We start from the raw sequence: 15115 nt of genomic DNA, 5'->3' as shown, positions 1-15115 counted from the left end.
GAGGATACCTCAGGTTTAAGGGCTTTTAGCGCACCAGGTGTACAGCCAAACACCTATTGGCATACCAAAAAATAGCCACTGAGGAGAATAAGTTCTGTGATTAAGCTCCCAACCCGTTCATTGGCATTCCAGAAAGGCGATAATTGGCATACCGCATTTGCGATTTTCTTTTCCCTGCGATCAATTCCTGTAAAAGCGTGATCGCGATGGTTTTTTACCGCGCCATGAAGCCATATCCCCCTGAATGTCTGTGATAAACTGCGGTTCACCACGTGATATCAGGAATCGGATGAATGGCTACAATGCTGGATGTCTCAATTCGCGCAGGCGTCTCTAAAGCGACGGTTTCCCGCGTGTTGAACGGCACAGGTCAGGTGAAAGAGAGCACCCGCCAACAGGTTTTTAAGGCGATGGAAGAGCTGGGCTACCGGCCTAACTTTCTCGCCCGCTCGCTGGCGAACCGCACGAGCAACAGCATCGGTCTGGTGGTTTCCACCTTTGACGGCTTCTATTTTGGCCGCCTGCTGCAGCAAGCTTCTCGCCAGACGGAAGCCTGGGGCAAACAGCTGATCGTCACCGACGGCCACGATGCGCCGGAGCGTGAAGAAGAGGCAGTGCAGATGCTGGCCGATCGCCAGTGCGATGCCATCGTGCTCTACACGCGCCATATGAGCGAAAAGAAGATTATGTCGCTGATTGAGTCTATCGCCATGCCGCTGGTGGTGATCAACCGCGACGTTAGCCAGGCCCGGGAGCGTTGCGTGTTCTTCGAACAGCAGGACGCGGCGTTTCAGGCGGTTGAGTACCTCATTGCCCAGGGCCATCGCGATATTGCCTGTTTGACCGTGCCGATGCACACGCCGACGGGTAAAGCTCGCCTGGAAGGCTATCGCAACGCGCTGAAGAAGCACGGCATCAAGTGGGATCCGGCGAAGGTGAAATACGGCGACTCCACCATGAGCCGCGGCTATGAACTCTGCTGCGAGCTGCTGGAAGAGAAAACGCCGTTTAGCGCGCTGTTTTCCTGTAACGATGATATGGCGCTGGGCGCGTCGAAAGCGCTGCATCAGGCAGGGCTGCGGATCCCGCAGGATATTTCGCTGTTTGGTTTTGATGACGCGCCGAGCGCGAAATGGCTGGAGCCGGGGCTATCGACGGTCTATCTGCCGATCGATAACATGATCACCACCGCTATCGATCAGGCCATCAAGCTGGCCAACGGCCAGCCGATCGAGACCATACCGCCGTTTACCGGCAAGCTGGTGCTGCGCGAGTCGGTCACCACCGGGCCGTATTACGCATAATTAGCGGGCCCGATAAGCGAAGCGCCATCGGGCACCACCTTACAGCTGCTCGAGCGACAACAGCTCTTCAATGGTCTGGCGACGACGGATCAGCCGCGCTTTGCCGTTGTCGAACAGCACTTCCGGCAGCAGCGGACGGCTGTTGTAGTTAGAAGACATCGACGCGCCGTAAGCGCCGGTATCGTGCAGCACCAGATAATCCCCCGGCGCCACCGCAGGCAGCAGGCGGGTTTCCACTTTCCCCCCCTCCTGCTGGGTAAATACATCGCCCGATTCGCACAGCGGCCCGGCCACTACGGTTTCAACCTCCGCCGCGGCGCGCAGATCGCGGCCGTCCGCGGCGAGAGCGGTAATATGGTGATAGCTGCCGTACATCGCCGGGCGCATCAAATCATTAAAACCGGCGTCAATCAGCACGAAGTGGCGGCTGCCCATCTCCTTCACGCTGCGAACCTGAGAAACCAGCACGCCGGACTCCGCCACCAGGAAGCGACCCGGTTCGATCTCAAGCGCGACCGGATGGCCCAGATGTTTAGCGATCTGCTCGCGCGCCGCGTTCCACAGGCCGAAGTAGTGATCGGTATCGATCGCCTCTTCATCTTCGTGATACGGGATCGACAGTCCGCCGCCGGCGGAGATCGCCTGCAGATCCTGCCCGAATTCAACAACCTGACGCACCATCGCGCCGCAGACCTGTTCCAGGTGACCATAGTCGACCCCAGAACCGATATGCATGTGAATCCCCACCAGCTGGAGCTGATAGCGACGCATCACTTCCAGCGCCGCCGTTAAATGGCTGTGCCAGATCCCGTGCTTGCTGTTCTCGCCGCCGGTATTGGTTTTTTGGCTGTGGCCGTGGCCGAAGCCCGGGTTAACGCGCAGCCAGACGCGGTGGCCCGGAGAGACTTCGCCCAGCTGGCTCAGCATATCAATTGAGCCGGCGTTGACCGGGATCTGCAGCTCTTTAACCCGCGCCAGGGTTGCATCGTCGATCAGATCGGCGGTAAAGACGATATCTTCCGGATGCTGATGCGGATCGTACCCGGCCGCCAGCGCGCGCTCGATCTCGCCCAGCGACACCGAATCCACCTTCACGCCCTGCTCGCGCATCAGGCGCAGAATATGGATATTGGAGCAGGCCTTCTGCGCAAAACGCACCACGTCGAACTGGCTCAATTGGGCAATCTGGCGGCGGATAATCTGCGCGTCGTAAACCCAAACCGGGCAGCCGAATTCGGCGGGCAGACGCAGCAGGTTTTCTGCGCTCAGGTCGGTATCGGTAGCGTAAAGCGAGTGTGGCATAAGGAACTCCGGTGCTGTGTGTGCGTTATTTCTGTTTTTTACGATTACGCCACAGCGCGTACGCAATAAAAAATATCGTTTTATTGCCACTCTATGCAAAAATGATATGGCTTGCGCCACTTAAGGAACCCCCATGCCCGCCGTCAACCTGCGTCATATTGAAATCTTTCATGCGGTGATGACCACCGGCAATCTGACCGAGGCCGCACGCATGCTGCATACCTCGCAGCCCACCGTCAGCCGCGAGCTGGCGCGTTTTGAAAAGGTGCTGGGGTTGACGCTGTTCTCCCGCACGCGCGGGCGCCTGCAGCCTACGGTTCAGGGATTACGTCTGTTTGAAGAGGTGCAGCGATCCTGGTACGGTCTGGACAGAATCGTCAGCGCCGCAGAAAGCCTGCGCGAGTTCCGCCAGGGCGAGCTGTCGATAGCCTGTCTGCCGGTCTTCTCCCAATCGCTATTGCCGCTGCTGCTGGCGCCGTTTTTAGCGCGCTACCCGGACGTCAGCCTGCAAATTGTCCCCCAGGAATCACCGCTGCTGGAGGAGTGGTTGTCGGCCCAGCGCCACGATCTGGGATTGACGGAAACCCTGCATACCCCCGCCGGAACCGAGCGTACGCCGCTGCTGACCCTGAATGAAGTGTGCGTACTGCCGCAGGGCCATCCGTTAGCGGCTAAGCCGATGCTGACGCCTGCGGATTTTCACGGCGAAAACTACATTAGCCTGTCGCGCACCGATAGCTATCGCCAGCTGCTCGATGCCCTGTTTGTCGAACATCAGGTCAAACGGCGGATGGTGGTGGAGACGCACAGCGCCGCCTCCATCTGCGCGATGGTAAGAGCCGGGGTCGGCATTTCGGTGGTTAACCCGCTCACCGCCCTCGATTATGCCGGGAACGGCGTGGTGGTACGCCGCTTTAGCGTTGAAGTGCCTTTTACCGTTAGCCTGGTGCGCCCGCTGCACCGCCCCGGCTCCGCGCTGGTCGATGCCTTCGCCCTGCATTTGCAAAACAGCATGTCGCGTATCCTGACGCCGCTCGAAGCGGTACTCACGACAGCATAAACTCCACCGCGTCCGCCGCGTGGATCGCGGCCGTATCAAACACCGGCAGCGGGCTGCTCTCTTCCGGCACCAGCAGGCCGATTTCGGTACAGCCGAAAATCACCCCTTCCGCCCCCAGCTCCGCCAGGAGCTCGATGACCTGAAGATAATAGTCGCGTGAATGCTCGCTAAAGACGCCGAGGCACAGTTCATCAAAAATGATCTGGTTAATCCGCTCACGATCTTCAGCCTCCGGGATCAGCGTGTCGATAGCGAACTGCTGCTGCAGGCGGCCGCGATAAAAATCCTGCTCCATGGTATAGCGGGTCCCTAATAGCGCAACGCGGTTCTGCCCTTTCGCGGTAATCGCCCGTCCGGTCGCGTCGGCAATATGCAAAAACGGCACGTCGCAGCGCGTTTCAATCGCCTGCGCGACTTTATGCATGGTGTTGGTACACAGGACAATCCCCTCGGCGCCCGCCTGCTGCAGGCCGGCCGCCGCCTGGGCGAGGATCTCGCCCGCGCGCTGCCAGTCGCCGCTTGACTGGCAGGCTTCAATTTCGTGGAAATCCACGCTGTGCAGCAGCAGGCTGGCGGAGTGCAGGCCGCCGAGGCGCGCTTTAATACCTTCGTTAATCAGCCGGTAGTAAGGAATCGTCGATTCCCAGCTCATGCCGCCTAACAGACCAATCGTTTTCATCATCCCTCCTTGTGTGAGGTTTTCAGTAAAACAAAGTTGTGATCGACTTTCCACTTCTCCCGACGATCGTTTCCTTTTAGAAGATTATGCGATAGATTAAATGAAACATTGTTTCATTTAATTACAGGACCAGCGGATGTTTATTTTTCATAAAGAGACCACCCTTGAAGATCTGGGCAATGGCGTCACCCGCCGCATCCTTGCGCACGATGGCAAGATGATGGCGGTTGAAGTGAACTTCGAAGCGGGCGCTATCGGGCCGATGCATAATCACCCGCACGAGCAGCTCACCTATGTGCTCTCCGGCGAGTTTGAGTTCACCATCGGTGATGAAAAGCACGTGGTCAGCGCCGGCGATACGCTCTATAAGAAGCCGGAAATTATGCACGGCTGCGTCTGCCTGAAGCCGGGCACGCTTCTTGATACCTTTACTCCCGTTCGTCAGGATTTTCTGCAAAAGTAATTTCTCCTGCCCCAGGGCATGCCAGGCGTGCCCACCATTTTCTGAACTTTTCCGCTAATAATAATTGTCATAAAGTATGTCGTAGCATAATGATTAGCAGAGCAATTAATCCCGCCTGAATAGCCTCACTGCGCCTGCCGCTCATCCTTTTCTATGACTTGGCTTCCTGCAAAATGCGCGCGCCAGCACCTTTTTGAAACATCGTTTCGACTTTGATCACATTTCCGCGATCAACCGAATGACTCCGTAATAAATAGCAATAAAATAAAATTAAAACGGCGTTTTACAAAATCAGGACGCCGGGTAAGACAAAATCAAAAAACAGATGTTCTCCAGGGACGACAAGCGCGCAAAAGCGCTCAACACACGCACCGTTAACAAGGAATGATTTACCGCTGACATACCAGGAACGCATTAACTTTCCGGCGGCACGGGCCGCGGGAAAGGCAGTAACCCCGAATCCGTATTACAAACTCGTAAGCCAGGTAGGTATGTATGAATGAAAACAGAATGCTGGGATTGGCATGGATATCCCCCTATATCATAGGGTTGATAGTCTTTACCGCCTTTCCCTTTGTTTCATCTTTCTTCCTCAGTTTCACTGAGTACGATTTGATGAGTCCACCGGTGTTTAACGGCATCGAAAACTATCGCTACATGCTGACCGAAGATGGCCTCTTCTGGAAATCGATGGGCGTGACGTTTGCGTATGTCTTTTTAACCATCCCGTTAAAGCTGGCTTTCGCGCTGGGGATCGCTTTTGTCCTCAACTTTAAGCTGCGCGGCATCGGTTTTTTCCGTACCGCCTACTATATCCCGTCCATTCTCGGTAGCTCGGTGGCGATCGCCGTTCTGTGGCGCGCGCTGTTTGCTATCGACGGCCTGCTGAACAGCTTTATCGGCGTACTTGGCTTCGACCCGGTCAACTGGCTCGGCGAGCCCTCGCTGGCCCTGATGTCCGTTACCCTGCTGCGCGTCTGGCAGTTCGGTTCGGCGATGGTCATCTTCCTTGCGGCGCTGCAGAACGTTCCGCAATCACAATATGAAGCGGCGATGATCGATGGCGCGTCAAAATGGCAGATGTTTATGAAGGTCACGGTGCCGCTGATCACGCCGGTGATTTTCTTCAACTTCATCATGCAGACCACTCAGGCGTTCCAGGAGTTTACCGGCCCGTACGTCATCACCGGCGGCGGCCCAACCTACTCCACCTATCTGTTCTCGCTCTATATCTACGACACCGCCTTTAAGTACTTCGATATGGGCTACGGCGCGGCGCTGGCGTGGGTACTGTTCCTGGTGGTCGCGGTCTTTGCCGCCATTGCGTTTAAGTCTTCAAAATATTGGGTGTTCTACTCCGCCGATAAGGGAGGCAAAAATGGCTGATATCCAACAAATCTCTGAAGCAAGGGACATCGCCGAACGTGAAGTCGCGCGGACGCTGCGTCGTGAAAAAGTCAGCCGCTCAATTCGCTACGTGATCCTGCTGTTCGTCGGCCTGCTGATGCTCTACCCGCTGGTATGGATGTTCTCGGCGTCGTTCAAACCAAACCACGAGATCTTCACCACCCTGAGCCTGTGGCCTGCCCACGCGACATGGGATGGCTTTATCAACGGCTGGAAAACCGGCACCGAGTACAACTTCGGCCACTACATGCTGAACACCTTCAAGTATGTGATCCCGAAGGTGCTGCTGACCATTATCTCCTCCACCATCGTGGCCTACGGCTTTGCCCGCTTCGAGATCCCGTGGAAGAAATTCTGGTTCGCCACGCTGATCACCACCATGCTCCTGCCGAGCACCGTACTGCTGATCCCGCAGTATCTGATGTTCCGTGAAATGGGCATGCTGAACAGCTATCTGCCGTTGTACCTGCCGCTGGCCTTTGCCACTCAGGGGTTCTTCGTCTTCATGCTGATTCAGTTCCTGCGCGGCGTTCCGCGCGACATGGAAGAAGCGGCGCAGATTGACGGCTGCAACTCTATTCAGGTGCTGTGGTACGTGGTGGTGCCGATTCTGAAACCGGCGATTATCTCGGTGGCGCTGTTCCAGTTCATGTGGTCCATGAACGACTTTATCGGTCCGCTGATTTACGTCTACAGCGTGGATAAATACCCCATCGCGCTGGCGCTGAAAATGTCCATCGACGTCACGGAAGGCGCTCCGTGGAACGAAATTCTGGCAATGGCGAGCATCTCCATTCTGCCGTCCATCATCGTGTTCTTCCTGGCACAACGCTACTTCGTACAGGGCGTTACCAGCAGCGGAATTAAAGGTTAAGAGGGAAATATCATGGCTGAAGTTATTTTCAACAAACTGGAAAAGGTCTACTCCAACGGCTTCAAGGCGGTACATGGTATCGATCTGAAAATCGCGGACGGCGAGTTTATGGTTATCGTTGGGCCGTCCGGCTGCGCCAAATCCACTACCCTGCGCATGCTGGCCGGTCTGGAAACCATCAGCGGCGGCGAAGTGCGGATTGGCGAAAAAATCGTGAATAACCTCGCGCCAAAAGCGCGCGGTATCGCGATGGTCTTCCAGAACTACGCGCTCTATCCGCATATGACGGTGCGCGAAAACCTTGCCTTCGGCCTGAAGCTGAGCAAGCTGCCAAAAGACCAGATTGAGGCCCAGGTTAACGAAGCGGCGAAAATCCTTGAGCTGGAAGAGCTGCTGGATCGTCTGCCGCGCCAGCTCTCCGGCGGCCAGGCACAGCGCGTGGCGGTTGGCCGCGCGATTGTGAAGAAACCGGATGTGTTCCTGTTCGATGAACCGCTCTCTAACCTTGACGCCAAACTGCGCGCCTCGATGCGCATCCGTATTTCCGACCTGCATAAGCAGCTGAAGAAATCCGGTAAACCGGCGACCACCGTGTACGTTACCCACGATCAGACCGAAGCGATGACCATGGGCGACCGCATCTGCGTGATGAAGCTGGGCCATATCATGCAGGTGGATACCCCGGACAACCTCTATCACAAGCCGAAAAACATGTTTGTGGCCGGGTTTATCGGCGCGCCGGAGATGAATATTCGTCCCAGCAAGCTGGTTGAGCAAGCGGGTCGCCTGCATCTGACCGTTGGCGACGGGCTGCTGCCGCTAAACGACAGATTGCAGAGTAAGGTCGAGACCCATAAGAACCAGCAGGTGTTCTTTGGCGTCCGCCCGGAGTTCGTCTCCATCTCCGATGAACCGTTTGCTGAAGGCTCCTGCGCCGGTGAAATGGTGCGGGTGGAAAACATGGGCCATGAATTCTTCGTCTACCTGAAGGTTGCCGATTATGAACTGACCGCCCGCGTGCCTTCCGATGAAGCGAAGCCAATGATTGAGAAAGGGCTTCATCGCACGGTGCATTTCAAGTTCGATCTCAACAAGTGTCATATCTTTGACGCCAAAACTGAACAGAACATCTCTCTGTGAACCCTGGAGTATTAAAATGAAAAAAGTGCTTTTAAGCGCCGCAATCTCCGCAACTTTGGGCCTTACCGCGTTACCTTCCATGGCGAAGGATGTCGACCTGCGTATGTCATGGTGGGGCGGCAACGGCCGTCACCAGGTGACCCTGAAGGCGCTGGAAGAGTTTCATAAACAAAACCCGGATATCAACGTTAAAGCGGAATATACCGGCTGGGACGGCCATCTTTCGCGCCTGACCACGCAAATCGCCGGCGGCACGGAGCCGGACGTGATGCAAACTAACTGGAACTGGCTGCCGATCTTCTCGAAAAACGGCGAAGGCTTCTACGACCTCAACAAGATGAAGGACGTAATCGACCTGAGCCAGTTTGATGCCAAAGAGCTGCAAACCACCACGGTGGACGGCAAGCTTAACGGTATCCCCATTTCCGTCACCGCGCGCGTGTTCTACTTCAACGACGAGACCTGGAAAAAAGCCGGCGTCGAGTACCCGAAAACCTGGGACGAGCTGATGGCGGCGGGTAAAACCTTTGAGAGCAAGCTGGGTAAACAGTATTACCCGGTGGTGCTGGAGCACCAGGACACCCTGGCGCTGCTCAATTCATATATGATTCAGAAGTACAACCAGCCGGCTATCGACGAAAAAACCAAGAAATTCTCCTACAGCAAAGAGCAGTGGGTCGAATTTTTCCAGATGTATAAAAAGCTTATCGACAGCCACGTCATGCCGGACACCAAGTACTATGCCTCGTTCGGTAAGAGCAATATGTATGAAATGAAGCCGTGGATTCAGGGCGAGTGGGCGGGGACCTATATGTGGAACTCCACCATTAACAAATACTCCGACAACCTGAAGCCGCCGGCGAAGCTGGAGCTGGGCAGCTATCCGATGCTGCCGGGCGCCACCGACGCGGGTCTGTTCTTTAAACCTGCGCAGATGCTCTCCATTGGTAAATCCACCAAAAACCCGGAAGCGGCGGCGAAGGTGATCAACTTCCTGCTGAACAGCAAAGAAGGCGTTGAGACGCTGGGACTTGAGCGCGGCGTGCCGCTGAGCAAAGTCGCGGTTCAATACCTGACCGAAAACGGCGCTATTAAAGAGGACGATCCGGCGGTATCAGGCCTGCGCCTGGCGCAGTCCCTGCCGGCCAAACTCTCGGTGTCGCCATACTTTGATGACCCGCAGATCGTGGCCCAGTTCGGCACCTCTCTGCAGTACATCGACTACGGGCAGAAAACCGTAGAAGAGACGGCAATTGACTTCCAGCGTCAGTCTGACCGTATCCTGCGCCGCGCGATGCGCTAACAACCCGTTATCGGTCCCTACCCCGCAGCTCCGGCTGCGGGGTATTTTTTTAGCAAGGAGTGAATGAATCATGAAAGGCAAAATCATCCCGCTGAGCTTTCTGCATACGCAGGACAGCGAAACCGGTCACCAGGTGATCCGGATGACGCCACCGCATGTTATCTGCCACCGCAACTACTTCTACCAAAAATGCTTTACCCGGGACGGCAGCAAGCTGATTTTCGGCGGCGCGTTTGAAGGCCACTGGAACTACTATTTACTCGATATCGCCGGGCAGCAGGCCACCCAGCTCACCGACGGGCCGGGCGATAACACCTTTGGCGGTTTCCTTTCCGCCGACGACCGGTCGCTGTGGTACGTGAAAAACAACCAGCAGCTGCGCCGCGTGGATCTGGCCTCGCTGGAGGAGCAGGTGGTGTATCAGGTGGATGACCAATGGGTGGCCTACGGGACCTGGGTCGCCAATAGCGATTGCAGCCAGATGGTGGGTATCGAAATCAAAAAAAGCGACTGGCAGCCGCTGACCGACTGGGGCAAGTTCCGCGCATTCTACTTCACCGAGCCGGAGTGCCGGCTGATTAATATCGACCTGCACAGCGGCGAACAGCGCGTGGTATTGCAGGAAAAACGCTGGCTCGGCCACCCGATTTACCGCCCGTTTGATGACGGCACCATCGCCTTCTGCCACGAAGGCCCGCGCGATGCTATCGATGCCCGAATGTGGCTTATCAACGCTGACAGCAGCCATATGCGCAAGGTTCGCCAGCACCGGTCGGGAGAGAGCTTTACCCACGAATTCTGGGTGCCGGATGGTTCCGCGCTTTACTATGTCGCGCATCAGGAAAACGATCCGCATCGCTATCTGTATCGCGCCGACCCGGCAACGCTGGAAAATCGCCAGCTGATGGCCATTCCTCCCTGCTCACATCTGATGAGCAATCACGATGGCAGCCTGGTGGTCGGCGACGGCGCGCCGCACAGCACCGGCGATATACAGCTTAACGATCCGTTTATCTGGGTGTTTGATATTGCCGCCGATAAGCAGACTGCGGTGTGCCGCCACGACTCCACCTGGAAAGTGATTGAAGGCGAGCGCCAGGCGACGCATCCGCATCCCTCATTTTCACCGGATAACCGCTGGGTGCTGTTTACCTCCGATAAAGAGGGTATGCCAGCGCTGTATCTGGCGGAGGTGTAGTGATTTGGCAACGTCCCGGCTCGCGCGGTGCTTAGCCGGGCTACATGTTCACAGCCGTCTGCGATCCAGTAGCCCGGGTAAGGCGTTTACGCCGCGACCCGGGAAGACCGTCAGAAGAAATATTTAAACCGCACCCGCGCGCCGTAGCGTTCATCGGTATTGCCGCTTTTCGCTGCCGATGAATCGAGCCATGACGCATAGGCCCCGAGATAAATATTAAAGTTCGGCATATCCATAATATTCGGCAGATGCCATGAGGTATGAATGGTGTGAATGTCGTAGCGCCCCGGAGCCAGAATCGCGCAGTCGCTATCGCACTCCGCGTTGACGCCGGACATATTAAACTGGTCGATTTTGTTATGCGCATAGATATAGCCTAGCTCCACGCGATGCCATAACGCATTGATACCGGCGCTGAAATCCTTTTCGTCCGCCGCGTCCAGATACGCGGTGCTTAAGTTCACCACCGCACCGTCCTCGGCATCGGTTTTCAGCGTGTTCCAGCTCATCGTCATGCCGTAGCCGGTGCGGCTGGACTGGTCGACCCAACGTCCATTCTGATTCTCATAACCGTAAGCATTATTAACAAGATTACTCTCCATCGCCGCCGCCACCGACCAGGCGCCGGATTGCCAGGCCGCGACCGGACGCACGTAAACCACATTTTTACGATTATCCAGCGCGTTGCCGTGATAATTCTGGTCCACAAACAGCGAGCTGCCGTCCTCCACCAGCGTATTCACCTCAAAATACCAGTTATCGAGATTTTTACTCAGCAGGAAGTTGCCGCCGCTGCTGCTGCGTCCGCGCCCCTCTTTCATCATATAAATATAGCCGTAGCCGTCGCTATACAGATCGTTCGCCGTGTTGCCGGAATATTCAACAAACGTATCCTGATTAAGCGGGAACATATCGTAGGCTTCGAAGCGACCTATTTTAATTTTCCAGTCGTCCTGCTTACCGAAGAAAAAGGCCGCATCATCAAGATTCATTTTACCGTTCATATCCGCCAGCGGCTGCACGCTGAATCCGGCATATTTACCGTTAGCCCCTTTGCGTAATCCATCAAAGCCGAGAAGAATACGGCCGTTAATATCCCAGCGCTCTTTATCTCCCGGCGCCCAGTTTTTATTGGCGCTGGTTTTCACCGACGTCAGGCTACCGGTGCGGCTGGCGCCGTCCATATTAAACTCAACGTCGCCATAGAATTTTAATTCACCATAATCATTAAGTTGTAAAGCGGGTTTAGCCGGTGCGGCGCTGGCCACCGTCGTCGCTTGTGCCTCCTGTTTTTTTAGCGCGCGGATTTCCGCCTCCGCGCTGGCCGCCCGCTGCTCTGTCGCCTTTAGCCGTTGTTCCATTTGCGCCAGCCGCTCCTCAAGGGATAGCGGCGCCTGTGCATTAGCCAGAGGGGTAAATAAAGACGTCAGAACACACCCGACCCAGATTTTATTCATCGGAATAACCCTTTATTATTTAGTTAAATAGTATTTTTTATTTATGGGTAAAGCTCGACAATAATAACCCGTCCACCGTCGAAGACGGGTTATTAACAACTATTCAGTAAAACTTATTCCAGCTGCCAGGCGCCGGCTTCGGTTAAATAAGCCGAACCGCTCCAGGCAAATAAAGCCAATTCGCGACGATCGGCATCCGGATATATACGACTGCTAAGACAGGCCTCGCCATCATTAACAAACACTTCGACGGAAGAGCTATCGAAGAATATCCTTAGCTTCAGATCGGCGCCTTCATTCAACGGGACGCTGCGGGTGCCGCACAGGCCATACTGCGGATAGTGCCGCTCGAGCACCAGGCGCTGCATCTGCGCATCCACGTAAACGCGCAGACCTTCGCCGAAGCTGAGGCCATACTGCTCGGCGCTGCTGTTCAGGCCATCCCAGTGCAGGATCACCTCCATCGCTTCGCAGTTCTCCACCATCGTGGTCTGCTGGTTTTTCAGGGTCGTCACCGGCCACGGGAAGCTGGCGCCGCGCATGCTCTCGACCTCTTTCGCCGGACGCATCTGCAGTCGATTATCCGCGCTCAGGCTCAGTTCACGCGGCAGCGACAGCATGCCTGCCCAGCCGTCCTGCTGCTCCGGCAGCGGCGACTCCCACATATCCAGCCAGCCGATGACAATGCGGCGGCCATCGGGAGTGAGGAAGCTTTGCGGGGCATAAAAGTCGTGGCCGTGATCCATTTCCACAAACTCGCCCTCACGCACAAACGCCTGCCCCGGCCGCCATTCACCGAGCAGATAGCCGCTCTGGAACAGGTTGCGGTTTTGATAGCCTTTAGCCGCCAGCCCCTGCGGAGAGAACATCAGAATATGCTTGCCGTTGAGGGCGAAGAAGTCCGGGCATTCCCACATGTAGCCCATCTCTTTTTCCGCCTCATCGAGGACGCCGGCATCCTGCCACTGGCGCAGATCGGCTGAACGATACAGCCGCACCTGGCCGGTGTCGCCATCGCGAGCGCCAACGATCATGTACCAGCTGTCCCCTTCTCGCCACACTTTCGGGTCGCGGAAATGGTGCATGCCCGGCGGAGTGTCGACCACGATCCCCTGGCGCTCGAAGTGAATGCCGTCGCGGCTGGTGGCCAGACATTGCACCTGATACAGGTTGGCTTCATCGCTGGGATCGCCATGAAATTTATGCCCGGTATAAATCAATGCCAGCGTATCGCCATCCACCACCGCGGAGCCGGAGAAGCAGCCGTCTTTATCCTCCGGGCCTTCCGGGGCCAGCGCCACCGGCAGATGCTCCCAGTGCACCAGATCTTTACTGCGCGCGTGACCCCAGTGCATCGGCCCCCATTTGGTGGAGTACGGATGGTGCTGGTAAAACGCGTGGTACCAGCCGTCAAACCAGACCAGGCCATTGGGATCGTTGATCCAGCCCGCACGGGCGGCCAGGTGATAGCGCGGATACCAGCGCAGGTTCAGCTGTTCATGTTTAGCCTGCAGTTCTTGCTCAGCCCGGGAAATTGAATACGTCATATTCATTACTCTTTTGATTCAGATAGCGGAAGTTTGCGGCATTAGCGGGTCCGAAGAGGACTTACTGGAGCGCAACAAGAAGATGGAGATAAAGGTGGTGCAGAACACCAGCAGTCCCATAATCAGATAGGACTGGGCGAAGCCGTATTTCTCATAGCTATAGCCAGCGAGCGGCGACAGAACCGTCGCGATAACCGAGCTGGTGCAGGCAAAGCCGACCAGATACAGCGTGGATGAAAGACGCTTGTCGAAGTTTAAGCTGTTGTATTTAAAGATAGATACCAGCAGTACCGGCAGTTCGACGGCGTGGAGCAGCTTGGTGATGGAGATCAGCAGCGGCCCCTCCACCAGCCCGGAAGCCACCATACGCATGGCCATCACCATTCCGGCGAAGATCAGGCCGTTTTTCGCGCCGACGCGGTTAACCAGCCACGGTGCGCAGAACATACCGGCGGCTTCCAGGAACACCTGGAACGAGTTCAGGTAGCCGTACATCGCGTTGCCTTCCTGCAGGGTCGGGAACTGGGAAGAGAAGTAGACCGGGAACTGCTGGTCATAAACGCCGTAGATACAGGTGCCGATGACGAAGAAGACCAGCGCCCAAAAGCGCGGCAGGGTCAGCAGACGCAGGGCGTCTTCCAGCGTGACTTTACCGCCGGATACCGCCTCCTGCATGGCATGCGGCGCGGAAGAGACCCGCAGTCGCGCCAGTAGGAAAAAAAAGACCAGTCCGGAGCAGCTGGCCACCGCGAAGTTTAAGTGCGGGTTAATGTTGAACAACAAACCGGCGAAGAAGGTCGCCACCGCCCAGCCCAGCGAGCCCCACATCCGCGCCTTGCCGAATTCAAACTGGCTCTGGCGCGCGACGCGCTCGGTGTAGGATTCCAGCACGCCGATACCGCCGTTAAAGGTCAGTCCGATATAAATCCCGCCGAAGATGCTGCCGAGTAAGACGTTAATTTTGAGGAGGTAGCCAAACGCCATATAGGCCGGGCCGGAGAGGATCAGCAGTACGGTGATGTACCAGAGCAAATTTTTACGCAGGCCGAGTTTGTCCTGAATAAAGCCGTAGCACACCTGGGCGAAAAGCGCGGAGACGGAAAGCACTGAGAAGATAATTCCCGTATCCCCCGGCTTAAGTCCCACTTCCTGATGTAGCCAGATAGAGAGCAGCGAACCTGAAGAGGACCAGGTCACGAAAAAGAAAAAGAGTAACGCACTGAGTAACGGATAGCTGTGAGAGTGATGCGCTTTCATCATGACATTCTCATGTTGGAGTAATGCTATTATGGTAACGTTAACAAAAAGCGAAACTCACTTCGTTTTGTTGCGATTCATGATGTTAATCACAAAAGTTAACGTTAACATAAAGGAGATGAGA

Annotated in this window: 13 protein-coding genes; 8 read left to right on the top strand and 5 right to left on the bottom strand. The window is 55.9% G+C overall.

All coding sequences use genetic code 11. From position 1 onward, the window contains the following. Window positions 1–302: 302 nt before the first annotated feature. Window positions 303–1304, top strand: coding sequence for a LacI family DNA-binding transcriptional regulator (locus ABLV30_RS28325; RefSeq protein ID WP_162140818.1), 1002 nt, complete (start codon window positions 303–305; stop codon window positions 1302–1304). Between the two features lie 39 nt (window positions 1305–1343). Here ABLV30_RS28325 and lysA read toward each other — a convergent pair whose 3' ends face one another. Beyond that, entirely contained in the window at window positions 1344–2606 is a 1263-nt protein-coding gene (gene lysA / locus ABLV30_RS28320; RefSeq protein ID WP_025107409.1) for a diaminopimelate decarboxylase, read from the bottom strand. 133 nt (window positions 2607–2739) lie between these two features. Between lysA and ABLV30_RS28315 the strand changes: the two genes are divergently transcribed. Beyond that, entirely contained in the window at window positions 2740–3666 is a 927-nt protein-coding gene (locus ABLV30_RS28315) for a LysR family transcriptional regulator (protein ID WP_025107408.1), read from the top strand. Here the strand turns inward: ABLV30_RS28315 and ABLV30_RS28310 are convergent. Beyond that, window positions 3653–4345, bottom strand: a complete 693-nt coding sequence (locus ABLV30_RS28310; protein ID WP_207172786.1) for an aspartate/glutamate racemase — start codon at window positions 4343–4345, stop codon at window positions 3653–3655. The genes ABLV30_RS28315 and ABLV30_RS28310 overlap by 14 nt on opposite strands. A 136-nt stretch (window positions 4346–4481) precedes the next feature. On the opposite strand from ABLV30_RS28310, the gene ABLV30_RS28305 reads away from it, so the two are divergent. From ABLV30_RS28305 to ABLV30_RS28280, 6 genes are all read left to right on the top strand, one after another. Beyond that, the gene (locus tag ABLV30_RS28305; protein WP_004853896.1) at window positions 4482–4808 is read left to right on the top strand and encodes a cupin domain-containing protein; all 327 of its coding nucleotides are present in this window, start codon (window positions 4482–4484) and stop codon (window positions 4806–4808) included. Between the two features lie 495 nt (window positions 4809–5303). Next, complete coding sequence (locus tag ABLV30_RS28300; RefSeq protein ID WP_014226679.1) at window positions 5304–6194, top strand: sugar ABC transporter permease; 891 nt, start codon at window positions 5304–5306, stop codon at window positions 6192–6194. Then, window positions 6187–7089 (top strand): carbohydrate ABC transporter permease, encoded by a 903-nt coding sequence (locus ABLV30_RS28295; protein ID WP_014226680.1) that lies wholly within the window; start codon window positions 6187–6189, stop codon window positions 7087–7089. The genes ABLV30_RS28300 and ABLV30_RS28295 overlap by 8 nt, the downstream gene beginning before the upstream one ends. A gap of 12 nt (window positions 7090–7101) precedes the next feature. Further along, a complete protein-coding gene (locus tag ABLV30_RS28290; protein WP_014226681.1) occupies window positions 7102–8229 on the top strand; it encodes an ABC transporter ATP-binding protein in 1128 nt (375 codons plus the stop codon). Window positions 8230–8245: 16 nt separating this feature from the next. Continuing rightward, window positions 8246–9532 carry an ABC transporter substrate-binding protein gene (locus tag ABLV30_RS28285; protein ID WP_004105307.1) on the top strand — a complete coding sequence of 429 codons (1287 nt, stop codon included), beginning with the start codon at window positions 8246–8248 and terminating at the stop codon, window positions 9530–9532. A gap of 70 nt (window positions 9533–9602) precedes the next feature. Next, a complete protein-coding gene (locus tag ABLV30_RS28280; RefSeq protein ID WP_148849923.1) occupies window positions 9603–10730 on the top strand; it encodes an oligogalacturonate lyase family protein in 1128 nt (375 codons plus the stop codon). 110 nt (window positions 10731–10840) lie between these two features. Here the strand turns inward: ABLV30_RS28280 and ABLV30_RS28275 are convergent, their stop codons facing one another. The 3 genes from ABLV30_RS28275 to ABLV30_RS28265 form a co-directional block, all read right to left on the bottom strand. Then, window positions 10841–12187: a carbohydrate porin gene (locus tag ABLV30_RS28275; protein WP_148849925.1), complete on the bottom strand. Its 1347-nt coding sequence runs from the start codon at window positions 12185–12187 to the stop codon at window positions 10841–10843. 113 nt (window positions 12188–12300) lie between these two features. Then, window positions 12301–13734: a glycoside hydrolase family 32 protein gene (locus ABLV30_RS28270; protein WP_177936727.1), complete on the bottom strand. Its 1434-nt coding sequence runs from the start codon at window positions 13732–13734 to the stop codon at window positions 12301–12303. An 18-nt stretch (window positions 13735–13752) separates the two neighbouring features. Next, entirely contained in the window at window positions 13753–14994 is a 1242-nt protein-coding gene (locus tag ABLV30_RS28265; RefSeq protein ID WP_014226685.1) for an MFS transporter, read from the bottom strand. Between the last annotated feature and the right edge of the window lie 121 nt (window positions 14995–15115).

Source organism: Klebsiella sp. CN_Kp113, assembly GCF_040064585.1.
Taxonomy (GTDB): domain Bacteria; phylum Pseudomonadota; class Gammaproteobacteria; order Enterobacterales; family Enterobacteriaceae; genus Klebsiella; species Klebsiella michiganensis.
The sequence above is the reverse complement of the archived record's forward strand: the minus strand, read 5'-3'. Positions and strand labels throughout refer to the sequence as shown.